Annotated in this window: 24 protein-coding genes; 22 read left to right on the top strand and 2 right to left on the bottom strand. The window is 71.0% G+C overall.

What is annotated here, in order from left to right; genetic code table 11:
- Positions 1-15: 15 nt before the first annotated feature.
- Together IE97_RS0104895 and ffh are read left to right on the top strand one after the other, a co-directional pair.
- Positions 16-2,517, top strand: coding sequence for a [protein-PII] uridylyltransferase (locus tag IE97_RS0104895; protein ID WP_030231658.1), 2,502 nt, complete (start codon positions 16-18; stop codon positions 2,515-2,517).
- Positions 2,518-2,600: 83 nt separating this feature from the next.
- Entirely contained in the window at positions 2,601-4,151 is a 1,551-nt protein-coding gene (ffh, locus tag IE97_RS0104890) for a signal recognition particle protein (RefSeq protein ID WP_030231655.1), read from the top strand.
- An 89-nt stretch (positions 4,152-4,240) separates the two neighbouring features.
- Here ffh and IE97_RS0104885 read toward each other — a convergent pair whose 3' ends face one another.
- A complete protein-coding gene (locus tag IE97_RS0104885) occupies positions 4,241-5,095 on the bottom strand; it encodes a methyltransferase domain-containing protein (RefSeq protein WP_030896660.1) in 855 nt (284 codons plus the stop codon).
- Positions 5,096-5,294: 199 nt separating this feature from the next.
- On the opposite strand from IE97_RS0104885, the gene proS reads away from it, so the two are divergent.
- From proS to IE97_RS0104795, 18 genes are all read left to right on the top strand, one after another.
- Positions 5,295-6,710: a proline--tRNA ligase gene (gene proS / locus IE97_RS0104880; protein ID WP_030231651.1), complete on the top strand. Its 1,416-nt coding sequence runs from the start codon at positions 5,295-5,297 to the stop codon at positions 6,708-6,710.
- Positions 6,711-6,960: 250 nt separating this feature from the next.
- Entirely contained in the window at positions 6,961-7,569 is a 609-nt protein-coding gene (locus IE97_RS0104875) for a hypothetical protein (protein ID WP_030231647.1), read from the top strand.
- Between the two features lie 363 nt (positions 7,570-7,932).
- Positions 7,933-8,361 (top strand): 30S ribosomal protein S16, encoded by a 429-nt coding sequence (gene rpsP / locus IE97_RS0104870; RefSeq protein ID WP_030231645.1) that lies wholly within the window; start codon positions 7,933-7,935, stop codon positions 8,359-8,361.
- A 2-nt stretch (positions 8,362-8,363) separates the two neighbouring features.
- Complete coding sequence (locus IE97_RS0104865) at positions 8,364-8,603, top strand: RNA-binding protein (protein WP_003973401.1); 240 nt, start codon at positions 8,364-8,366, stop codon at positions 8,601-8,603.
- A gap of 105 nt (positions 8,604-8,708) precedes the next feature.
- On the top strand, positions 8,709-9,251 hold the full coding sequence (gene rimM / locus IE97_RS0104860) for a ribosome maturation factor RimM (RefSeq protein ID WP_030231638.1): 543 nt from the start codon (positions 8,709-8,711) through the stop codon (positions 9,249-9,251).
- Complete coding sequence (gene trmD / locus IE97_RS0104855) at positions 9,251-10,084, top strand: tRNA (guanosine(37)-N1)-methyltransferase TrmD (RefSeq protein WP_030231634.1); 834 nt, start codon at positions 9,251-9,253, stop codon at positions 10,082-10,084. The genes rimM and trmD overlap by 1 nt, the downstream gene beginning before the upstream one ends.
- Positions 10,085-10,220: 136 nt before the next feature.
- Positions 10,221-10,571 carry a 50S ribosomal protein L19 gene (gene rplS, locus IE97_RS0104850; protein ID WP_030231630.1) on the top strand — a complete coding sequence of 117 codons (351 nt, stop codon included), beginning with the start codon at positions 10,221-10,223 and terminating at the stop codon, positions 10,569-10,571.
- Positions 10,572-10,616: 45 nt separating this feature from the next.
- Positions 10,617-11,336 (top strand): signal peptidase I, encoded by a 720-nt coding sequence (gene lepB, locus IE97_RS0104845; protein ID WP_030231626.1) that lies wholly within the window; start codon positions 10,617-10,619, stop codon positions 11,334-11,336.
- On the top strand, positions 11,329-12,420 hold the full coding sequence (gene lepB / locus IE97_RS0104840; RefSeq protein ID WP_030231621.1) for a signal peptidase I: 1,092 nt from the start codon (positions 11,329-11,331) through the stop codon (positions 12,418-12,420). The genes lepB (IE97_RS0104845) and lepB (IE97_RS0104840) overlap by 8 nt, the downstream gene beginning before the upstream one ends.
- Positions 12,308-13,270: a signal peptidase I gene (lepB, locus tag IE97_RS0104835; protein ID WP_037834653.1), complete on the top strand. Its 963-nt coding sequence runs from the start codon at positions 12,308-12,310 to the stop codon at positions 13,268-13,270. Before lepB (IE97_RS0104840) ends, lepB (IE97_RS0104835) begins: the two co-directional genes overlap by 113 nt.
- A gap of 51 nt (positions 13,271-13,321) precedes the next feature.
- Positions 13,322-14,101 (top strand): signal peptidase I, encoded by a 780-nt coding sequence (gene lepB, locus IE97_RS0104830; protein ID WP_030231614.1) that lies wholly within the window; start codon positions 13,322-13,324, stop codon positions 14,099-14,101.
- Complete coding sequence (locus IE97_RS0104825) at positions 14,091-14,615, top strand: NUDIX hydrolase (RefSeq protein ID WP_030231610.1); 525 nt, start codon at positions 14,091-14,093, stop codon at positions 14,613-14,615. The genes lepB (IE97_RS0104830) and IE97_RS0104825 overlap by 11 nt, the downstream gene beginning before the upstream one ends.
- Before the next feature lie 56 nt (positions 14,616-14,671).
- On the top strand, positions 14,672-14,980 hold the full coding sequence (locus IE97_RS0104820; RefSeq protein WP_003993268.1) for a DUF2469 domain-containing protein: 309 nt from the start codon (positions 14,672-14,674) through the stop codon (positions 14,978-14,980).
- A gap of 77 nt (positions 14,981-15,057) precedes the next feature.
- A complete protein-coding gene (locus tag IE97_RS0104815; protein WP_030231605.1) occupies positions 15,058-15,459 on the top strand; it encodes a YraN family protein in 402 nt (133 codons plus the stop codon).
- On the top strand, positions 15,459-17,087 hold the full coding sequence (locus IE97_RS0104810; protein WP_030231602.1) for a YifB family Mg chelatase-like AAA ATPase: 1,629 nt from the start codon (positions 15,459-15,461) through the stop codon (positions 17,085-17,087). Before IE97_RS0104815 ends, IE97_RS0104810 begins: the two co-directional genes overlap by 1 nt.
- Complete coding sequence (dprA, locus tag IE97_RS0104805; RefSeq protein ID WP_030231598.1) at positions 17,084-18,244, top strand: DNA-processing protein DprA; 1,161 nt, start codon at positions 17,084-17,086, stop codon at positions 18,242-18,244. Before IE97_RS0104810 ends, dprA begins: the two co-directional genes overlap by 4 nt.
- Positions 18,245-18,516: 272 nt before the next feature.
- Positions 18,517-19,359 (top strand): RNA polymerase sigma factor WhiG, encoded by an 843-nt coding sequence (gene whiG / locus IE97_RS0104800; RefSeq protein ID WP_030231592.1) that lies wholly within the window; start codon positions 18,517-18,519, stop codon positions 19,357-19,359.
- A gap of 94 nt (positions 19,360-19,453) precedes the next feature.
- Positions 19,454-20,011 carry a TetR/AcrR family transcriptional regulator gene (locus IE97_RS0104795; protein ID WP_030231587.1) on the top strand — a complete coding sequence of 186 codons (558 nt, stop codon included), beginning with the start codon at positions 19,454-19,456 and terminating at the stop codon, positions 20,009-20,011.
- Between the two features lie 93 nt (positions 20,012-20,104).
- Here IE97_RS0104795 and IE97_RS0104790 read toward each other — a convergent pair whose 3' ends face one another.
- Entirely contained in the window at positions 20,105-20,683 is a 579-nt protein-coding gene (locus tag IE97_RS0104790) for a M23 family metallopeptidase (RefSeq protein ID WP_030231583.1), read from the bottom strand.
- A 273-nt stretch (positions 20,684-20,956) separates the two neighbouring features.
- Between IE97_RS0104790 and rpsB the strand changes: the two genes are divergently transcribed.
- Together rpsB and tsf are read left to right on the top strand one after the other, a co-directional pair.
- On the top strand, positions 20,957-21,847 hold the full coding sequence (rpsB, locus tag IE97_RS0104785) for a 30S ribosomal protein S2 (RefSeq protein WP_030231579.1): 891 nt from the start codon (positions 20,957-20,959) through the stop codon (positions 21,845-21,847).
- Between the two features lie 176 nt (positions 21,848-22,023).
- The gene (gene tsf / locus IE97_RS0104780) at positions 22,024-22,860 is read left to right on the top strand and encodes a translation elongation factor Ts (RefSeq protein ID WP_030231576.1); all 837 of its coding nucleotides are present in this window, start codon (positions 22,024-22,026) and stop codon (positions 22,858-22,860) included.
- Positions 22,861-22,943 lie beyond the last annotated feature (83 nt).

Raw genomic sequence — 22,943 nt, 5'->3', positions numbered from 1 at the left:
AACAGGAGTCGCTGGGTGACGGGTACGGACGTGCACACGAAAGCAGAGGACTCGGGACCCAGCGGCTACGCGGCGGCCCGGCTGCGTCTCCTCACCGAGGAGGCGCGGTCCGGGCCGCCGCGCCGTGCGGCCCTGGCCGAGCTGACGGACGACTGGCTCACCGGCCTGTTCGCCTCGGGCGCCGAGGGACTGCGCGGAGTCTCCCTGGTCGCCGTCGGCGGCTACGGACGCGGCGAGCTGTCCCCGCGCAGCGACCTCGACCTGCTCCTGCTGCACGACGGCAGCGATCCCAAGGCTGTCGCCGCCCTCGCTGACCGGCTCTGGTACCCCGTGTGGGACCTGGGCCTGGCCCTCGACCACTCCGTCCGCACCCCCGCCGAGGCCCGCAAGACCGCTGCCGAGGACCTCAAGGTCCAGCTCGGCCTGCTGGACGCCCGGCACATCGCCGGCGACCTCGGTCTCACCTCGGGGCTGCGTACGACCGTGCTGGCCGACTGGCGCAACCAGGCGCCCAAACGCCTCCCCGAACTCCAGGAACTGTGCGCCGAACGCGCCGAGCGGCAGGGCGAGCTGCAGTACCTGCTGGAGCCGGACCTGAAGGAGGCCCGGGGCGGGCTGCGCGACGCCACCGCCCTGCGCGCCGTCGCCGCCTCCTGGCTCGCCGACGCCCCGCGCGAAGGTCTCGCCGACGCCAGGCGCCGGCTCCTCGACGTACGGGACGCCCTGCACCTGACCACCGGACGCGCGACCGACCGGCTCGCCCTCCAGGAGCAGGACCAGGTGGCCACCGAGCTCGGTCTGCTCGACGCGGACGCCCTGCTGCGGCAGGTGTACGAGGCGGCGCGGGTCGTCTCCTACGCCAGCGACGTCACCTGGCGCGAGGTGGGCCGCGTACTGCGATCGCGCGCCGTGCGGCCCCGGCTGCGCAAACTGGTGGGGGAGCGAAGCGACTTCCTCAGAAGGGCGGTGGTGGGCGACGGGAGGGCGCTGGGCGGCGGGAAGCCGACCGCGGAGCGTTCCCCGCTGGCCGAGGGCGTGGTGGAGCAGGACGGTGAGGTGGTGCTCGCCCGTGCCGCGCGCCCCGAGCGCGACCCCGTGCTGCCGTTGCGTGCCGCGGCGGCCGCTGCGCAGGCCGGGCTCCCGCTCTCCCTGCACGCCGTACGGCGCCTGGCGGCCACGGTGCGCCCGGTGCCCACGCCCTGGCCTGCCGAGGCACGCGAACAACTCGTCACCCTGCTCGGCTCCGGCCGCCCCACCATCGAGGTCTGGGAGGCGCTGGAAGCCGAAGGTCTGATCACCCGGCTGCTGCCCGACTGGGAGCGGGTGCGCTGCCGTCCGCAGCGCAACGCCGTGCACATCTGGACCGTCGACCGGCACCTCATCGAGACCGCCGTGCGCGCCTCCGAGTTCACCCGCCGGGTCAGCCGCCCCGACCTGCTGCTGGTCGCCGCGCTGCTGCACGACATCGGCAAGGGCTGGCCCGGCGACCACTCGGTGGCCGGCGAGATCATCGCCAAGGACGTGGCCGCCCGCATCGGCTTCGACCGCCACGACGTGACGGTCCTCGCCACCCTCGTACGGCACCACCTGCTGCTCGTCGACACGGCCACCCGGCGTGACCTGGAGGACCCGGCCACCGTGCGCTCGGTCGCCGAGGCCGTCGGCTCACAGGGCACCCTGGAGCTGCTCCACGCGCTCACCGAGGCCGACGCCCTGGCCACCGGCCCGGCCGCCTGGTCGGCCTGGCGCGCCTCGCTCGTCGCCGACCTGGTCCAGCGGGTCTCGGCGGTGCTCGCCGGGGACGCCCCGGACGACCCGGAGGAGGCCGCGCCCACCGCCGAGCAGGAGCGGCTCGCCATCGAGGCGGTCGCGACGGGCAGCCCGGTGCTCTCCCTGCGGGCCCAGACCGAGCCGCCCGCCGGGCAGGAGCCGTCCGGTGACCCGGAGCCGCTCGGAGTGGAACTGCTGATCGCCGTCCCCGACCAGCCGGGCGTGCTGCCCTCGGTGGCCGGCGTCCTCGCCATGCACCGGCTGACCGTACGGACCGCCGAACTGCGGTCCCTGAGCCTGCCGGACGGTGTCGACGGCTCCGTGCTGCTGCTGAACTGGCGGGTCGCCGCCGAGTACGGCTCACTGCCGCAGGCCGCCCGTCTGCGCGCGGACCTCGTACGGGCCCTGGACGGCTCCCTGGACATCGCCGGCCGCCTCGCCGAGCGGGACGCGGCCTACCCGCGCCGCCGGGGCGTGGTGGCCCCGCCACCCCGGGTGTCGGTCCACCCGGCCGCCTCCCGGCTGGCCACCGTCATCGAGGTCCGCTCCCAGGACGCCCCGGGGCTGCTCTTCCGCATCGGCCGCGCCCTGGAGGACGCGAGCGTGCAGGTGCGCAGCGCCCACGTCTCGACCCTCGGCGCCAACGCCGTGGACGCCTTCTACGTGACCGGCCCGAAGGGCGCCCCCCTGCCCGGGGACGAGGCCGAGTCGGTGGCGCGGAAGCTGGAGGAGACACTGCGGGGGTGATGCCGACCCGGCGACTTGTCACGCCGGGATACCCTGGAGGGCGATTCCCCAGTCTGTCTCCGACCCCGAGGACCGCGAGCGCCGTGTTCGATACTCTTTCCGATCGCCTCTCAGCGACCTTCAAGAACCTGCGCGGCAAGGGACGGCTCTCCGAGGCGGACATCGACGCCACGGCGCGCGAGATCCGGATCGCTCTTCTCGAAGCCGACGTCGCCCTGCCGGTCGTCCGCGCGTTCATCAAGAACGTCAAGGAGCGTGCCCTCGGTGCCGAGGTCAGCAAGGCGCTGAACCCGGCCCAGCAGGTCCTGAAGATCGTCAACGAGGAACTGGTCACCATCCTCGGCGGCGAGACCCGGCGCCTGCGCTTCGCCAAGCAGCCGCCCACCGTGATCATGCTGGCCGGTCTGCAGGGTGCCGGTAAGACCACCCTCGCGGGCAAGCTCGGCCGCTGGCTGAAGGAGCAGGGCCACTCGCCGCTGCTGGTCGCCTGTGACCTCCAGCGCCCGAACGCCGTCAACCAGCTCAGCGTCGTCGCCGAGCGCGCGGGCGTCGCCGTCTACGCGCCGGAGCCGGGCAACGGCGTCGGTGACCCGGTCAAGGTCGCCAAGGACTCCATCGAGCACGCCCGGTCCAAGGTCCACGACATCGTGATCGTGGACACCGCCGGCCGTCTCGGCATCGACCAGGAGATGATGCAGCAGGCCGCGGACATCCGCGACGCGGTCAGCCCCGACGAGATCCTGTTCGTCGTCGACGCGATGATCGGTCAGGACGCCGTCAACACCGCCGAGGCCTTCCGCGACGGCGTCGGCTTCGACGGCGTGGTGCTCTCCAAGCTCGACGGTGACGCCCGCGGTGGTGCCGCCCTGTCGATCCGGCAGATCACCGGCAAGCCGATCATGTTCGCCTCGAACGGCGAGAAGCTCGACGACTTCGACGCCTTCCACCCGGACCGGATGGCCTCCCGCATCCTCGACATGGGTGACCTGCTCACCCTGATCGAGCAGGCGGAGAAGACCTTCGACCAGGCCGAAGCCCAGAAGATGGCGGAGAAGCTGGCCTCCAAGAAGGGCCAGGACTTCACCCTCGACGACTTCCTGGCCCAGATGGAGCAGGTCAGGAAGATGGGCTCCATCTCCAAGCTGCTCGGCATGCTCCCGGGCATGGGCCAGATGAAGGACCAGATCAACAACCTCGACGAGCGGGACGTCGACCGTACGGCGGCCATCATCAAGTCGATGACCCCGGCCGAGCGCCAGGAGCCGACGATCATCAACGGCTCGCGCCGCGCCCGTATCGCCAAGGGCTCCGGCGTCGAGGTCAGCGCGGTGAAGAACCTGGTCGAGCGGTTCTTCGAGGCCCGCAAGATGATGTCCCGCATGGCCCAGGGCGGCGGCATGCCCGGGATGCCGGGGATGCCCGGCATGGGTGGCGGTCCCGGCCGGACGAAGAAGAAGCAGAAGCAGGCCAAGGGCAAGCAGCGCTCCGGCAACCCGATGAAGCGCAAGCAGCAGGAGCAGGAGGCCGCGGCCCGCCGGGCGGCCGCCGCCGAGGGCGGCAGCGCCTTCGGGCTCCCGCAGCAGGGCGGCAAGGACTTCGAACTCCCCGACGAGTTCAAGAAGTTCATGGGCTGACGGCCCGTTCCCGTACCACCCCGAGGGCGTTCCCCCTGGTGAAAGGGGAGGCGCCCTCAGTGGTGCGCCGACCGGTCAGAGCCTGGATGTCACGGGGTCCGGGCGATCAGGTAGCGGAACACGTTCGGCATCCACACCGTGCCGTCCTGACGCTGGTGCGGATGCAGGGCCTCGGTCAGTTCCTTGTCCACCTGGACCTGGTCCGTCGCCGTCATCGCCGCGTCGAAGAGGCCGGTCGACTTCAGCCCGCGTACCGCACTGTCCACGTCGGCGTACCCGAAGGGGCACGCCACCCGCCCGGAGCCGTCCGGCCTGAGTCCCGCCCGCTGGGCGACGTTCTCCAGGTCGTCGCGGAGGGCCGGCCGCCAGCTGCCCGTGTTGCGCAGCGGCTCCGTCAGCTTGGTGGCCACCCGCAGGACCGACGTCGTGGCGCACCGCTCCGGCGGACCCCAGCCGGCCAGCACCACGGCCGCTCCGCGCTCGGCCAGCGGCGTCGCCTCCGCGAGCAGCCCACCCAGCCCCTCCGAGTCGCCGGCGAGGCACCCGATCGGCTCGAACGCGGTCACCAGGGTGTAGGCGGGAGCGCCCGGCTCCTCGGTGTCCCGGGGAGAGCCGTCGACCAGCCGGGTGTCCGCACGGGTGTCCCCGCCGCCCGCCTCGGGCAGCAGCCGCTCCCGTGCCAGGGTCATTCTTTCGGGGGAAGCGTCGACACCGGTGACCGCCGCTCCCCGGGCGGCGGCCATCAGCAGCGCGAGTCCGGAACCGCAGCCGAGACCGAGCAGCCGGGTGGCGGGACCCACGTCCAGTCGCTCGTAGACGGCCTCATAGAGCGGTACCAGCATCCGCTCCTGTATCTCGGACCAGTCACGCGCGCGTGCACGCAGGTCCACGCGGGGTGCGGCCCCCGCGTGAGGCAGGTGCTGCCGCACGAGCGTAGGTGTCATAAGTAAGCGCCCCAATCCGCGGAGAGTTGCCTCTTGCCCGATTCCATGGCCCCCGTGACAGTGCGCTCGCACTACCCCCGTATGCCAGGAAACTCCCCCCTCGACCTGTCGTCCAGTGGAATGCGCCAGGGCTTGCGAGATGTCATGTGCCGGTGGCGAGATTTCACATTCCGGCAACGTGGGCCCGTAGCATCCCGCCATGACGAAGGCACCTGTTCTCACCTCCCGGGCGGACGATTTCCCGCGCTGGTACCAGGACTTGATCACCAAGGCGGAGCTCGCCGACAACGGTCCGGTGCGGGGCACCATGGTCATCCGACCGTACGGCTACGGGCTGTGGGAGCGGATGCAGGCGGAGATGGACGCCCGTATCAAGGAGACGGGCACCCAGAACGCGTACTTCCCGCTACTGATCCCCGAGTCGTACCTGACCAGGGAGGCCGACCACGTCGAGGGCTTCGCGCCCGAGCTGGCCGTCGTCACGCACGGCGGCGGCAAGGAACTCGAAGAGCCCGCCGTGGTCCGGCCCACCTCCGAGATGATCGTCAACGCCTCCTTCTCGAAGTGGGTGCAGAGCTACCGCGACCTGCCGCTGCTCATCAACCAGTGGGCGAACGTCGTGCGCTGGGAACTGCGGCCGCGTCTCTTCCTGCGCACGTCCGAGTTCCTTTGGCAGGAGGGCCACACCGCGCACGCCACGTACGAGGAGGCCCGTGATTTCGCCGCGCACATTCACCACGCGGTCTACGAGGACTTCATGCTCAACGTCCTCGCGATGGACGTCGTCCCCGGCCGCAAGACCGTCAAGGAGCGGTTCGCGGGCGCGATCAACACCCTCACGCTCGAGGGCATGATGGGCGACGGCAAAGCCCTCCAGATGGCGACGAGCCACGAACTCGGCCAGAACTTCGCGAAGGCCTTCAACACCCGCTACCTGTCCAAGGACGGCCGGCAGGAACTCGTCTGGCAGACCTCCTGGGGCTCCACCACCCGCATGATCGGCGCCCTGGTGATGATGCACGGCGACGACGACGGACTGCGCGTCCCGCCGCGGCTGGCGCAGATCCAGGCCGTGGTGCTCGCGATCAAGGGCGACGAGGCGGTTCTGGCCAAGGTCCGCGAGCTCGGCGACCGGCTCAGGGCGGCGGGCGTCCGCGTCCACGTCGACGACCGCACCGACACCCCGTTCGGCCGCCGCGCCGTCGACTGGGAGCTCAAGGGCGTACCGGTCCGGATCGAGGTCGGCCCGCGCGACCTGGAGAACGGCACCGCCATGCTGGCGCGCCGCATCCCGGGCGGCAAGGAGCCGGTGTCCCTGGACGAACTGGTCGCGCTGCTGCCCAAGGTGCTGGAGGAGGACCAGGCGCTGCTGCTGAAGCAGTCCCGTGAGCGCCGCGAAGCCCGTACGGCCGAGGTGTCCACCTTCGAGGAGGCCGTCGAGGCGGCCACCGCCGGCGGCTGGGCACGCGTCCCGTGGGCCACGCTCGGCGAGGAGGGCGAGGCCAAGCTGGCCGATCACGCGGTGACCGTACGGTGTCTGGTCGCCGAGGACGGGTCGGTGCCGGACGCCGACGACGCACCCGGTAACGTCGCGGTCGTCGCACGCGCTTACTGAGTAGGGCTCCGGGCGGCCGAAACGCCTCTTGCGTACCCGCGGACCTCTGGTACCCCGGCGCGCGTGCATCGCATACGCGCCGGGGCTTACGCGGAACTACGCACCACCTTGTGGTGAGCTGTGAGGCTTCTCCGCAGATCAGCGCAGGCGCCCTCGTCAGGGCGCATCAGAGGCAACTGACGGGTACGTGCAAATTATTTGGGATGCCCCGGAATCGGAACACTGAGGCACCCCGGCTCGTTGTCATTACGTGAGCACGACACAGACACCACCTGTACTCGCCGCAGAGCTGGCACAGGCGTGGGCCGACATTCAGCGGTACCACCCCGAGCTGCCCGACCTTGCCGCGCCAGAGTCCCTGATCGGGGAGTCGTCGTCCGCGTGCGGTCACGAGCTCTCCTTCGAGCGACTGCTCCATGAGGCAGTCCATGGCGTCGCCGCCGCGCGCGGCGTCCGCGACACCTCCCGCGCCGGCCGCTACCACAACCGCAGATTCCTCGCGATCGCCGAGGAGCTGGGCTTGGACCACCCCGAGGAGCCGCACCCCAGCAGCGGCTTCTCCCTGGTCACGCTCACCCCCGAGGCGAAGCGCCGTTACCGCCCGACGACCGAACGCCTCCAGCGCGCGCTGAAGGCCCATACGGCCGCGACCTCCTCCGAGACCTCCCGCACCTTCCGGGGCCCGGCCGCCCGCCACGGCTCCTCGGGCGGCGGCGTGCGGGTCAAGGCGGTCTGCGACTGCGGCCGCAACGTCCGCGTCGTCCCGTCGGTCCTAGCCCAGGCCCCCATCGTCTGCGGCGGCTGCGGCAAGCCGTTCCGCATCCCGGACGTGGTGGGAGCGGGAGCGGCGGCCGGCTGACGTCCACAACCGGCATCTCGTGGCTGCCGGTGCGTAGGGACGCCGGGGTGCGGGGGATCCGCAGTCCGTGGACGGTCGTGCCGCTGGGCCGGGCGCGGGCGGGCGCGGGCAGCACCCCGCACCGCCGGATCGCGCACCCGACGTACTTCCACGCCGGGTGCCGGGTCGGCGTGCCCGCACAGCCCTCTCACCCCTGGCCCGGAGCGGCCCGCAGGGTATGGCACAATGGCTAGCTGTACTCGACAGCCGCACAGGACCCCTCTCTCCTCCGGCTGACGCGTCCATCGGGCACTCGGGTACCGCAACCCCACGCGGCTTCTCTCGCCGTGCCCAACCACGTCAAATCCAGGAGAACCCACTCCCGTGGCAGTCAAGATCAAGCTGAAGCGTCTGGGCAAGATCCGTTCGCCTCACTACCGCATCGTCGTCGCCGACTCCCGCACCCGCCGTGACGGCCGTGCGATCGAGGAGATCGGCAAGTACCACCCGACCTACAACCCGTCGGTCATCGAGGTGGACGCCGAGCGCGTGGCGTACTGGCTGGGTGTCGGCGCGCAGCCGACCGAGCCCGTCATGGCCATCCTCAAGAAGACCGGCGACTGGCAGAAGTTCAAGGGCGAGCCCGCTCCGGCCCCGCTCCTGACGCAGGCCGAGAAGGCCGAGCGCCCGTCGTTCGAGGCTCTCGGCGGTGACGACGAGGGCAAGGGTGAGGCGATCACCCAGAAGAAGAAGGCTGAGAAGAAGGACGAGGCCGCCGCTGATTCCTCGGCGTCTGCTTCGACCGAGGCCTGAGCATGCTCGAGGAGGCTCTCGAGCACCTCGTGAAGGGCATCGTCGACAACCCTGACGATGTGCAGGTCGCCTCGCGCAACCTGCGCCGCGGGCGGGTGCTCGAGGTCCGGGTCCACCCGGACGACCTCGGCAAGGTGATCGGCCGCAACGGCCGCACCGCACGCGCCCTGCGTACCGTCGTGGGCGCCATCGGCGGTCGCGGCGTCCGCGTCGACCTCGTCGACGTGGACCACGTCCGCTGACGCTTATCGCGCAACCGGCTCGGGCCGGGGAGGGCCACTGGGCCGTCCCCGGCCCGCAGTCGTATACGAAGTGATGCCGTAGGCACACGACAGGAGAATGCACACGTGCAGTTGGTAGTCGCACGGATCGGCCGTGCCCATGGCATCAAGGGTGAGGTCACCGTCGAGGTACGGACCGACGAGCCGGAGCTCAGGCTCGCCCCCGGCGCCGTACTCGCCACCGACCCCGCCTCCGCGGGACCGCTCACCATCGAGACCGGCCGCGTCCACAGCGGCCGCCTCCTGCTGCGCTTCGAGGGCGTCAGCGACCGCACCGGCGCCGAGGCCCTGCGCAACACCCTCCTGATCGCCGAGATCGACCCGGACGAGCTGCCGGAGGGCGAGGACGAGTACTACGACCACCAGCTCATCGACCTCGACGTGGTCACCGCGGACGGCACGGAGGTCGGCCGGATCACGGAGATCTCGCACCTGCCCACCCAGGACCTGTTCATCGTGGAGCGCCCCGACGGCAGCGAGGTGCTGATCCCCTTCGTCGAGGAGATCGTCAGCGAGATCGACCTGGAGGAGCAGAAGGCCGTCATCACCCCGCCCCCGGGCCTGATCGACGACCGCGCCGAGATCGCCTCCAGCCGGGAAGAGTCGTAATGCGCCTCGACGTGGTCACGATCTTCCCCGAGTACCTGGAACCGCTCAACGTCTCTCTCGTCGGCAAGGCACGCGCGCGTGGACAGCTCGATGTCCACGTCCACGACCTGCGCGCCTGGACGTACGACCGGCACCACACCGTCGACGACACCCCGTACGGTGGCGGCCCGGGCATGGTCATGAAGACCGAGCCCTGGGGAGACGCGCTCGACTCCGTCCTGGCCGACGGCTACGAGACCGGCTCGCGCGAACCTGCCCTGATCGTGCCGACCCCGAGCGGCCGCCCCTTCACCCAGGAACTCGCCGTCCACCTCTCCGAGCGCCCCTGGCTGATCTTCACGCCGGCCCGCTACGAGGGCATCGACCGGCGCGTCGTCGACGAGTACGCGACCCGGATGCCGGTGTACGAGGTGTCCATCGGCGACTACGTCCTGGCCGGCGGCGAGGCGGCCGTCCTGGTCGTCACGGAGGCCGTGGCGCGGCTGCTGCCCGGCGTCCTGGGCAACGCCGAGTCCCACCGGGACGACTCCTTCGCGCCCGGGGCGATGGCCAACCTGCTGGAGGGGCCCGTCTACACCAAGCCGCCCGAGTGGCGCGGCCGGGACATCCCCGACGTGCTGCTCAGCGGCCACCACGGCAAGATCGCCCGCTGGCGCCGGGACGAGGCCCTCAAGCGCACCACCGCCCACCGGCCCGACCTCATCGAGCGGTGCGACCCCAAGGCCTTCGACAAGAAGGACCGCGAGATGCTCTCCATCCTGGGCTGGGCACCCGACCCGGCCGGTGAGCCGTACGGCCGATTTTGGCGCAGGACCGACGGCGTGGAAGAATAGCCAGCTGTTGTGCGTCGGTCCGGCGTGCGCCCCTGCCACAGGGGGAGACGACGCCCGCCCCGACCCGCACAGCCCTGATCCCGAAACACCTAGTTTCCGTTGATGACCTGTGGCATCAGCGAGGAAAGCAGACGAAATGTCTCACCTGCTCGACTCCGTCGACTCCGCGTCGCTGCGCAGCGACGTCCCCGCCTTCCGCCCGGGCGACACCGTCAACGTGCACGTCCGCGTCATCGAGGGCAACCGCTCCCGTGTGCAGCAGTTCAAGGGCGTCGTGATCCGCCGCCAGGGCGCCGGCGTGCGCGAGACCTTCACGGTCCGCAAGGTCTCCTTCTCCGTCGGCGTCGAGCGCACCTTCCCGGTGCACACCCCGATCGTGGAGAAGATCGAGCTCGTCACCAAGGGTGACGTCCGCCGCGCCAAGCTGTACTACCTGCGCGAGCTGCGCGGCAAGGCCGCGAAGATCAAGGAGAAGCGCGAGAGCTGAGCGCTCTCCGGGGTTCACATCGGGGCCGGATAGCATCTGGCTCCGATGGACACCGAAGCACAGCCGACGGAGCGCGACCGCTCCTCCCGCCCTTCCGGCTCCGAGGACCCCTCGGAAGCCGACGGGCCGGAGGAACGGTCGCGTTTCGCGTTGTCGTGTGCCGCCGAGTGGATTCCCGGCGGCCGGATCACGCTGACCCTGCTGGCCTGCCTGCTGTTCCTGCTGCTGCTCTCCACGTTCGTGCTGCGGCCGTTCCAGATCCCCAGCGGATCCATGGAGCAGGCTTTGAGGATCGGGGACCGGGTTCTCGTAAATAAGTTGGCATACCGTTTCGGTGCACAGCCGCAGCGGGGAGACATCGTCGTGTTCGACGGGACCGGGTACTTCGGGCACGCGGACTACATCAAACGCGTTGTCGGCGTGGGGGAAGACCATGTGGTCTGCTGCGACAAGGAGGGGAGGATCCAGGTGAACGGCCGGCCGGTCGACGAGTCGGGCTTCCTGTACCCCGGCGACAGCCCGTCCACGGTGCCCTTCGACGTCGTCGTCCCCGACGGCGCCCTGTTCGTCCTCGGCGACCACCGCAGCCGGTCCAGCGACTCCCGCGACCACCTCGGCTCACCCGGCGGCGGAATGATCCCGGTCGGCGACGTGATCGGCCGCGCCGACGGCATCGTCTGGCCCCCCGGCCACGCCGCACGCCTGCACCGCCCCGACGCCTACGCGCGCGTGCCCGCCGCCGGAAGGGCGGGCGCCCATGGGTAACCGCGGCAAACCGCGCGGCGTCCCCGCCGGCCCTGCGGAGAATCTGCTGCCCACCGGCGCCCGGCGCACCTCCGCCCCGGCCGCCGGCCGGACGCGCGCCGAGCGGCGCAAGCTCCAGCGCAAGGTCAAGCGGCGCCGCAGGCGCGGTGCCGTCAAGGAGATACCCCTCCTCGTCGGCGTCGCTGTCCTCATCGCCCTCGTGCTGAAGACATTCCTCGTCCAGGCCTTCGTCATCCCGTCCGGCTCCATGGAGCAGACGATCCAGATCGGCGACCGCGTACTGGTCGACAAGCTCACCCCGTGGTTCGGTTCCAAGCCGCAGCGCGGGGACGTCGTCGTCTTCAAGGACCCCGGCGGCTGGCTCCAGGACGAGCAGACCACACCGCAGCAGGAGGACCCGGTCGTCATCAAGCAGGTCAAGGAAGGGCTCACCTTCATCGGTCTGCTGCCGTCCGACAACGAGAAGGACCTCATCAAGCGGGTCGTCGGCGTCGGCGGCGACCGCGTCAAGTGCTGCGACGCGCAAGGGCGCGTGACCGTCAACGGCATCCCGCTGAACGAGGACTACCTGTACCCCGGCAACGCCCCGTCCGACACGCCGTTCGAGACCACGGTCCCGCCGGGCCGGCTGTGGGTGATGGGCGACCACCGGAACAACTCCGCGGACTCCCGGGCCCACCAGGACACCGACTACGGCGGCACCGTTTCCGAGGACGAGGTGGTGGGCCGCGCCATGGTCATCGCCTGGCCCCTCGGCCACTGGAACACGCTGGACGAACCGCAGACCTACGCCTCCGTGTCCGACTGGACCACCGGGTCGACCGCCGCGGCCTCTCCGTCGCATAGGGTTGCTTCCGACGATTCGAACGGAACGATCCAGCTCCCGACCCCTGCGGAACTCCCGCTCGTTATGGGAGTGGTGGGCCTGCGCCGCGTATGGGGCAGGCGGCGGCACAGAGTGAGGAGTTGGCGTGGGGGATGTGGCGGTTGGCGCACGGTCCGGACACGACGGCGAGGAGCACCGCGGACACCCCGCGGGATCCACCGTCCCGGCCGCGGACAGCACCGTGACCTCCGGGAATGACTCCGGGGCAGCCGAGGATGACAGGGTGACAGGCGAGTACAGCACAGCCGGGGACCAAGGGCCGGGCGGCACGGCCCGGACGCCGAAGAAGCCACGCTCCTTCTGGAAGGAGCTGCCCATCCTGATCGGTATCGCACTGGTGCTCGCGCTGCTGATCAAGACCTTCCTGGTACAGGCGTTCTCCATCCCGTCCGACTCGATGCAGAACACCCTCCAGCAGGGCGACCGCGTCCTCGTCGACAAGCTCACCCCCTGGTTCGGCTCCGAGCCCGAACGGGGCGAGGTCGTCGTCTTCCACGATCCCGACAACTGGCTGGCGGGCGAGCCGACCACGGATCCGAACGCGCTCCAGACGTTCCTGAGCTGGATCGGCCTGATGCCGTCCTCCGAGGAGAAGGACCTCATCAAGCGCGTCGTCGGCGTCGGCGGCGACACGATCGAGTGCAAGGCCACCGGCCCGCTGACGGTGAACGGCAAGGCGCTGGACGAGAAGTCCTACGTCTACCAGGGCAACACGCCGTGCAGCGTGGACGAACAGGGCGGTCAATTCAAGGTGAAGGTTCCCGAGGGCTACATCTGGGTGATGGGCGACCACCGGCAGAACTCCCGGGACTCCCGCTACAACCAGTCGGACAAGAACCACGGCATGGTCCCGGTGAAGGAGGTCGTCGGACGTGCCGTCGTCATCGCCTGGCCGATCAACCGCTGGGACAACCTGCCGGTGCCGGACACCTTCGACCAGTCGGGCCTGAACGCCCGGCCGGCCGCCGCCGACCTGCCCGTGGCACCGCAGGGGCTGGCGCTTGCCGGTGTGCTGCCGGTGGTGTGGTGGCGCCGCAGGAAGCCGTGACTCCGGCGGCGGGCTGACCATGGTCGGTACCCCCGGGTAGGGTGCGGACCCATGGGTGGCGAGAGCATGACGCACACGGCCCCGCGCGGCGGTGGCCCAGGCACGGGGCCGGTGGGCAGCCGGACCGGACAGCGGTTGTCCGGGCTGGCCGTCGCACTGGGCCTCGCGCTGTTCCTCGGGGGTTTCGCCTGGGCGGCGGTGATCTACCGGCCGTACACCGTGCCCACCGGTTCGATGTCGCCGACGATCGAGGCGGGCGACCGGATCCTCGCGCAGCGTGTCGACGGAGGCGAGGTACGCCGCGGCGACGTCGTCGTCTTCAAGGACGCGACCTGGGGCGATGCGCCGATGGTCAAGCGCGTGGTCGCCGTCGGCGGTGACACGGTCTCCTGCTGCCAGGACGGCAAGCTGAAGGTCAACGGCAAGGAGATCGACGAGCCCTACCTGCCCAAGGGCGAGCCGGCCGAGATCACCGGCTTCCCGACCGTGACCGTCCCCAAGGGCCGCCTCTTCCTGCTCGGAGACGAGCGCGGGAGCTCCGTGGACTCCACCGCCCACCTGACCGACGCCGCCAGCGGCACCGTGGCGCGCTCCGCCGTCGACGCACGGGTGGACGCCGTCGTCTACCCGATGGACGGCCCGCTGCCCCGCCCCACCGGCTTCGAGGCGCTCGGCGTCCTGTCCTCGCCCGGACCGCTGCGGACGATCACGGCTCTGGTGATCGGCGGCGCCGTGCTCGTCCTCGGCGGGGGCGCCTACGGCCCCATCGCCAAGCGAACAGGCGCGGCCAGGGCCCGGCGGGCGAGCGCGGAGCCCGCAGGTGTCCGCTGAGGCCGAGAGGACGGGCCAGGACGGCTGTGCGGGCGGGCTGCGCAAGGTCGCCCGGGTGGTGCTGCTCGACCCGCGGGACCGCATCCTGCTGCTGCACGGGCACGAGCCGGACGATCCGGCCGACGACTGGTGGTTCACCCCCGGCGGCGGAGTGGAGGGCGACGAGACCCGTGAAGAGGCCGCCCTGCGGGAACTCGCCGAGGAGACGGGCATCACCGAGGTCGAGTTCGGCCCGGTGCTGTGGCGGCGGATGTGCTCGTTCCCGTTCGCGGGCCGCCGCTGGGACCAGGACGAGTGGTACTACCTGGCTCGGACGGACCGTACGGCGATCGAGCCCGCGGGGCTGACCGAGCTGGAGCGGCGCAGTGTCGCCGGAGCGCGCTGGTGGACGTGTCCGGAACTGGCCCGGGCGCATGAGACGGTGTATCCGACCAGACTCGCCGGGCTGCTGCGCACGCTGCTCGACGAAGGTCCCCCGGCCAGGCCCGTGATCCTTGACCCGGAAATCGTCTGAGGGCTCACAGGACTGGCGCACAATGGTGGGATCGCACGGCTGAAGGGGAACATGCCATGAGCGCCGAGGACCTCGAGAAGTACGAGACCGAGATGGAGCTGAAGCTCTACCGGGAGTACCGCGATGTCGTCGGTCTGTTCAAATACGTGATCGAGACCGAGCGGCGCTTCTACCTGACCAACGACTACGAGATGCAGGTGCACTCGGTCCAGGGTGAGGTGTTCTTCGAGGTGTCCATGGCGGATGCCTGGGTGTGGGACATGTACCGGCCGGCGCGGTTCGTGAAGCAGGTCCGGGTCCTGACGTTCAAGGACGTGAACATCGAGGAGCTCAACAAGAGTGATCTGGAGCTGCCGAGCGGGTGAGGTTCATCCGCGCGGGTGACGGAGTTGTCCACAACCGCTGAGCCGTCCACCAAGATCCACTTCGTCGGGGCGGGTGCGTGACCGTTGGCGCCGGAGGTGGTGCCGACGTGAACGCACATCGGGCCCGCAGTGCGATGGGCAGGTACGGCGAGAGTCTGGCCGCGAGGCGGCTGACCGAGGTCGGGATGACGGTCCTGGAGCGCAACTGGCGCTCCGGCCGTACCGGCGAGATCGACATCGTGGCCAGGGACGGGGACGTCCTGGTCATCTGTGAGGTGAAGACCCGCAGGGAAAGCCCCTTCGAGCATCCGATGGCGGCCGTGACCCCGCGGAAGGCGGAGCGGCTGCGGGGTCTCGCCGAGCGGTGGATCCAGACCCACGGGGGCGCACCGCCCGGCGGGGTCCGCATCGACGTGGTCGGGGTGCTGCTGCCGCGCCGCGGCGCGGCCGTGGTCGAACACGTGCGGGGGGTGGCCTGATGGGATTCGCCCGTACCTGTTCGGTGGCGCTCGTGGGCGTCGAGGGCGTGGTCGTCGAGGTCCAGGCCGACCTCGAGCCGGGCGTCGCGGCGTTCACGCTGGTGGGGCTGCCGGACAAGAGCCTCACGGAGAGCCGGGACCGGGTGCGTGCCGCCGTCGTCAACTCGGGAGCGGCCTGGCCGCAGAAGAAACTCACGGTCGGCCTGAGCCCGGCCTCCGTACCCAAGAGCGGCAGCGGCTTCGACCTGGCCGTCGCCGCGGCGGTCCTCGGCGCGGCGGAACGCATCGACCCCCGGGTCCTCGCCGACATCGTGATGATCGGCGAACTGGGGCTGGACGGGCGGGTGCGGCCGGTACGGGGGGTCCTGCCGGCGGTGCTGGCGGCGGCGGACGCGGGGTATGAGCAGGTGGTGGTGCCGGAATGCGCCGCCGCCGAGGCATCCCTGGTGCCCGGGGTCTCGGTGCTGGGCGTGCGGAGCCTGCGGCAGCTGATCGCCATCCTGGCCGACGAGCCGGTGCCGGACGAGGAGCCGCAGGACGGGCCGGGGCGCCCGGACCCGCTCCTGGCCGGCCTGCGCGTGCCGGGCACGGGCGCGGCCACGGGTATGCACAGCGTCGGCGCCGCTCAGCACGACCACGGCCACGACCTGGCGGACGTCGTAGGGCAGATCTCCGCGCGCACGGCGGTGGAGGTGGCCGCGGCCGGCGGTCACCACCTGTTCCTGGAAGGGCCTCCCGGCGCCGGCAAGACGATGCTCGCCGAGCGGCTGCCCGCCATCCTGCCCCGACTCGGCCGGCAGGAGTCCCTGGAGGTCACCGCGGTCCACTCGGTGGCGGGCCTGCTGCCCCCGGGCAAGCCTCTGATCGACGTGGCTCCCTACTGCGCCCCGCACCACTCGGCCACGATGCAGGCTCTCGTCGGCGGCGGCCCGGGCATCGCACGGCCCGGCGCGGTGTCACTGTCCCACCGGGGAGTGCTGTTTTTAGATGAAACGCCCGAATTCAGCAGCCGGGCCCTGGACGCCCTGCGCCAGCCGCTGGAGGCGGGGCACGTCGTGATCGCGCGCAGTGCCGGAGTGGTGCGCTTCCCGGCCAAGTTCCTCATGGTGCTGGCGGCGAATCCCTGCCCGTGCGGCCGGTTCTCCCCGCAGGGCGACCTGTGCGAGTGCCCGCCCTCGGCGATCCGCCGCTACCAGGCCAGGCTCTCCGGTCCGCTGCTGGACCGGGTCGACCTGCGTGTCGAGGTGGACCGCGTCACCCGCACCGAGCTGACCACCCGCGGGGCACCGGGTGAGACCACCGCGACGGTCGCGGACCGGGTGCGGGCGGCCCGGGAGCGGTCTGCGGAGCGCCTCGCCGGCACCCCGTGGCACACCAACAGCGAGGTGCCCGGCCGCGAGCTGCGCAGCCGCTGGTACGCCGCGTCCGGTGCGATGGACGAGGCCGAGCGGAGCCTGGAGCGGGGTGTTCTGACCGCCCGCGGCCTCGATCGTGTCCTACGTGTGGCCTGGACCGTCGCCGATCTCGTCGGTCACGACCGGCCCGACGCGACAGACGTCGCACTCGCGCTCCAACTGCGCACCGGTGTGCCGAGGGGCGTGCCCATGGCCATCGGAGCGCTGACATGAGCATCGTCGAAGAACCGGACGACGAACTGCTCACACGCGTCTTCCTCACCAGGGTCATCGAGCCCGGCGACGAAGCCGGTGGGCGGTGGGTGCGCGAGCTGGGGGCCGGGGAGGTGGCCCGTCGGTTGCGGGACGGCGGGCTGCCTCTGCCGGGGGTGAGCGTCAAGCGGTGGAAGGGGCTGCTCGCCAGGGCCGGGGCGGCTCGGCCGCGCGAGGATCTCGCCACCGCGCGGCACGCCGGGGTGCGGTTCGTCTGCCCCGGGAGCGTGGAGTGGCCGGGGCAGCTCGATGATCTCGGGGATGCCCGGCCCCTCGGGCTGTGGGTGCGGGGGCCGGCCAGTCTGCGGATGTGGGCGTTGAGGTCCGTCGCCGTCGTGGGGGCCCGTGCCTGTACCGAGTACGGGGCGCACATGGCGGCCACCCTCGCGGCAGGCCTCGCCGAGCAGGGCTGGGTCGTGGTGTCCGGTGGCGCCTACGGGATCGACGGCGCCGCCCACCGCGGTGCCCTCGGCGCGGGCGGCGCCACTGTCGCCGTCCTCGCGTGCGGCGTCGACCGGCCCTATCCGCGCGGACACACCCAGCTGATCACCAGGATCGCCGACCAGGGGCTCGTCATCGGTGAGCTGCCGCCCGGGGAGCACCCGACACCGAGCCGCTTCATCCTCCGGAACCGGGTGATCGCCGCCCTCACCCGTGGCACCGTGGTCGTCGAGGCCGCCCATCGCAGCGGCTCCCTGGTCACGGCGCGGGCGGCACAACGCCTCGGCCGGCACACGATGGGCGTGCCGGGCCCGGCCACCAGCGGGCTGTCCGCCGGGGTGCACGCACTGCTGCGTGGGGAGGCGGTCCTGGTCACCGACGTCGCGGACGTCATCGAGCTGGTGGGGGACATCGGACAGCTGGCCCCTGAGCGGAGCGGCCCGGTTCTGCCCCGGGACCTGCTGGAACCGGCCGCGCGGCAGGTGCTCGCCGCACTGCCGGCCCGTCGGGCGGCCCGGCCGGACGAGGTGGCCCGGAACGCGCAGACCACACCGGACGACGCGATCGCGAGGCTGTACGAACTCCGCGCACTCGGTTACGTCGAACGACACGACGAGGGCTGGAAGTTGACACGCCAGGCGATGATGTCGGTCCGCGGCGGTCCGGGGCCACCGTGACCAGACCTGTTCGGCCGTCCGGGGGAACCCCGACATGCCTTGGAAATTCGCCCAGTTGGGGTCCTCCGGTGATCAGGCCGAGCAGCCGTGGCAGCGCTGCGGGAGGCCTCGCGGAACGCATCTGCGCCTCCTTCGACCTCCGCTCTTCGCCCACCGCGACACCACAGTCACGCTACGCTCACGAGGGTCCCGACACGGACAGGCAACTCGACATCAGACAGACAGCCCACTCCAGCAGCACCACTCCGCAGCAGAACGGCACAAGGCGACGAATGCCCCAGCACACCTCCGGGTCCGACCGGGCGGCGATCCCCCCAGCCGCCGGTGACGGTGGCAGCGTGCGGCCGCCCGCTCCCTCGACGCTCGACGAGCTGTGGCGGTCGTACAAGGCGACGGGGGACGAGCGGCTGCGGGAGCAGCTGATCCTGCACTACTCGCCGCTCGTGAAGTACGTCGCGGGACGGGTCAGCGTGGGCCTGCCCGCCAACGTCGAGCAGGCCGACTTCGTCTCGTCCGGGGTGTTCGGGCTGATCGACGCGATCGAGAAGTTCGACATCGACCGCGAGATCAAGTTCGAGACGTACGCGATCACCCGGATCCGGGGCGCAATGATCGACGAGCTGCGGGCGCTGGACTGGATCCCCCGCTCGGTGCGGCAGAAGGCGCGCAACGTGGAGCGGGCGTACGCCACGCTGGAGGCGCGGCTGCGGCGGACGCCGACGGAGGGCGAGGTGGCCGCCGAGATGGGCATCGCGGTGGAGGAACTCCACGCGGTGTTCAGTCAGTTGTCGCTGGCCAACGTGGTGGCCCTGGAGGAGCTGCTGCACGTCGGGGCCGAGGGCGGCGACGGGCTGAGCGTCATGGACACGCTGGAGGACACCGCCGCCGACAACCCTGTGGAGGTCGCCGAGGACCGGGAGCTGCGGAGGCTCCTGGCGAGGGCGATCAACACGCTGCCCGAGCGGGAGAAGACCGTGGTCACGCTGTACTACTACGAGGGCCTGACTCTGGCCGAGATCGGGAACGTGCTGGGCGTGACCGAGAGCAGGGTCAGCCAGATCCACACCAAGTCGGTGCTCCAGCTGAGAGCGAAACTCGCGAGCTTCGGCCGCTGACCTGGCCGGATGGCGGCGGGTCGGCCGGAGTCCCTCCCGTCGGGCCCGGCACGTCCGTAGAGTGGCTGACGTGCCAAGGATTCGAGCGGCCTCCGTGGCCGAGCACCGGTCGATGCAGCGAGCCGCCCTGCTGGACGCGGCTCGTTCCTTGTTGTCCGAGGGCGGGACGGAGGCGCTGACCTTCCCGGCCCTCGCCGAACGGACGGGCCTCGCGCGGTCCTCCGTCTACGAGTACTTCCGGTCACGGGCGGCCGTGGTCGAGGAGCTGTGCGAAGTCGACTTTCCCCTCTGGGCGGCGGAAGTGTCGGCGGCGATGGAACGGGCGACGACGGCCGAGGCCAAGGTCGAGGCGTATGTGCGGCAGCAGCTGGAGCTGGTCGGGGACCGGCGGCACCGGGCCGTGGTCGCGATCTCCGCGAGTGAGCTGGACGCGGGGGCCCGGGAGAAGATCCGGGCGGCGCACGGAGGGCTCGTCGCGCTGATCGTCGATGCCCTGGGGGAGATGGGGCACGAGCAGCCTCGGCTCGCGGCCATGTTGGTGCAGGGGATTGTGGACGCGGCTGTGCGGAGGATCGAGCTGGGGGCTGCGGAAGAGCCGGGCGCTATCGCGGACGCGGCGGTGTCCATGGCGCTGCGGGGTGTACGGGGCTGAGCTGCGCGGGAGCTGAGGCCCGGGGGCCGCAGCCCGGCGGTGCAGGGTGCCGCTGCGCCCACCCGCCGCCCCGAGCGGTACGACTGCCCGCAGCTAGGTAGTCCCGTGGACCGGCAGTAGCCGCGAGGGACCCGTGTGCAACAACCACGAGGGCAGGAGCGACAGTGGGTTCAGGTACGTCTCCCCACGTCGCAACCCCCAATGCAGGCACGTAGCCGTGCAGTGCGAGCCGCTCGCCTCCACCGTGCCGATCACCTCGCCCGGCTCCACCTCGTCGCCCTCCTCCACCGACACGGTCACCGGTTCGTAGGTCGTGCGCAGGGGCGGGTCGCCGGTGCCCGCGAGTTCCACCGAGACCACCCCCTTGCCCGCCACCCGCCCCGCGAAGGACACCCGCCCCGCCGCCACCGCCCGTACCGGTGTCCCTGGTGCCGCCGTCAGGTCCACGCCCCGGTGGCCCCGGCCGTAGACCGTCGCCGGAGGTTCCCAGCCGCGCGGGATCTCGGGGCGCAGGCCCACAGGCCAGGTGCGTCCCACCGCGGGCACGGCGGCGTCCCCGGCGGGTGAATCCGCCGCGAAGAGGCGCGGTGGCGGGGCCAGCAGGGCCGTCGCGGTGAAGACCGGCAGCAGGATCAGGCGCGTGCACACGCGTACACCTCGGTTCGCTCGCATGCGGAAAGCGTCCCGGAGTCGCGCTCGTCACAGCCTGTCGCTGTGGATCGCCCGCCGGTTGTGGACAACGGCGTCACCCGGGGCCCCGCGGGTCCCGTACACTTCTGGTGGCGACCCGGGTCACCGGGTCGACTTCGCACGCCCCTATACGCAGCCCGGAAACGGGCCGTATCAGCGCCCCTCGGTCCCTCGTGGCACGGCGCGCAGTGGGCGTCAGGCGCGGAAGCCGTCCGGCATCCGCGGCACAACCGAGAAAATCAAGGAGATACGGCCATGGCCGTCGTCACGATGCGGGAGCTGCTGGAGAGCGGCGTCCACTTCGGTCACCAGACCCGTCGTTGGAACCCGAAGATGAAGCGCTTCATCTTCACGGAGCGCAACGGCATCTACATCATCGACCTGCTCCAGTCGCTGTCGTACATCGACCGCGCCTACGAGTTCGTCAAGGAGACCGTCGCCCACGGCGGCACGGTCATGTTCGTCGGCACGAAGAAGCAGGCGCAGGAGGCCATCGCCGAGCAGGCCACCCGCGTCGGCATGCCCTACGTCAACCAGCGCTGGCTGGGCGGCATGCTCACCAACTTCTCGACCGTCTACAAGCGTCTGCAGCGCCTCAAGGAGCTGGAGCAGATCGACTTCGAGGACGTCGCGGCCTCCGGTCTGACCAAGAAGGAGCTCCTGGTCCTCTCCCGCGAGAAGGCCAAGCTGGAGAAGACCCTCGGCGGTATCCGCGAGATGCAGAAGGTGCCCAGCGCCGTCTGGATCGTGGACACCAAGAAGGAGCACATCGCCGTTGGTGAGGCCCGGAAGCTGAACATCCCGGTCGTCGCGATCCTCGACACCAACTGCGACCCCGACGAGGTCGACTACAAGATCCCGGGCAACGACGACGCGATCCGCTCCGTCACCCTGCTCACCCGCGTCATCGCCGACGCCGTCGCCGAGGGCCTCATCGCCCGCAGCGGTGTCGCCACCGAGGGCAAGGGCGAGAAGGCCGCGGGCGAGCCGCTGGCCGAGTGGGAGCGCGACCTGCTCGAGGGCGAGAAGAAGGCCGACGAGGCCGCCCCCGCCGCCGAGGCCGCTCCGGCTGCCGAGGCTGCTCCGGCCGCCGAGGCCGAGAAGCCGGCCGAGGGCGAGAAGGCCGCCGAGGCCGAGCAGGCCTGACCCGTCAGTCCGAGGTGACGGCGGGAGCGGTACGGCATCACCAGCGCCTTCCGGCGCGGTGAAGTCCGCTCCCGCTGTTCACCCGTAGGTCAGCGGAACGACAGCGCCCTCAGGCTCCATGGGGGCGCATCCGCAGATCTTCGATCTTCCAGACTTCGAGAGAGATTCACAGACTCATGGCGAACTACACCGCCGCCGACGTCAAGAAGCTCCGTGAGCTCACGGGCGCCGGCATGATGGACTGCAAGAAGGCGCTGGACGAGGCCGAGGGCAACGTCGAGAAGGCCGTCGAGGCGCTCCGCATCAAGGGCCAGAAGGGCGTCGCCAAGCGCGAGGGCCGCTCCGCCGAGAACGGTGCCGTCGTCTCGATCATCGCCGACGACAACTCCTCCGGTGTCCTGGTCGAGCTGAAGTGCGAGACGGACTTCGTCGCCAAGGGTGACAAGTTCCAGGGCGTGGCCAAGACCATCGCCGAGCACGTCGCCAAGACCTCCCCGGCCGACCTCGAGGCCCTGCTCGCCTCCGAGATCGAGGCCGGCAAGACCGTCCAGGCGTTCGTGGACGAGGCCAACGCCAACCTGGGCGAGAAGATCGTCCTGGACCGCTTCGCGCAGTTCGCCGACGGCTACGTCACGGCGTACATGCACCGCACGATGCCCGACCTGCCCCCGCAGATCGGTGTCCTCGTCGAGCTGGACAAGCCGAACGCGGAGATCGCCAAGGGCGTCGCCCAGCACATCGCCGCCTTCGCGCCGAAGTACCTCTCCAAGGAGGACGTGCCGGCCGAGGTCGTCGAGTCCGAGCGCCGCGTCGCCGAGGAGACCACCCGCGCCGAGGGCAAGCCCGAGGCCGCCCTGCCGAAGATCGTCGAGGGTCGCCTCAACGGCTTCTTCAAGGACGCCACGCTGCTCGGCCAGCCCTACGCGCTCGACAACAAGAAGTCCGTCCAGAAGGTCCTGGACGAGGCCGGTGTCACCCTGAAGCGCTTCACGCGCATCAAGGTCGGCATCTGAGTCCGTACCGCGATCGACGCCCGACCCCGATAGGGTCGGCAGCAGTCGTCCGTGTACGCCGTCACATGGGTGGCGGACGACAG

Origin of the sequence: Streptomyces sp. NRRL S-455 (assembly GCF_000717875.1) — a bacterium.
Taxonomy (GTDB): domain Bacteria; phylum Actinomycetota; class Actinomycetes; order Streptomycetales; family Streptomycetaceae; genus Streptomyces.
The sequence above is the reverse complement of the archived record's forward strand: the minus strand, read 5'-3'. Positions and strand labels throughout refer to the sequence as shown.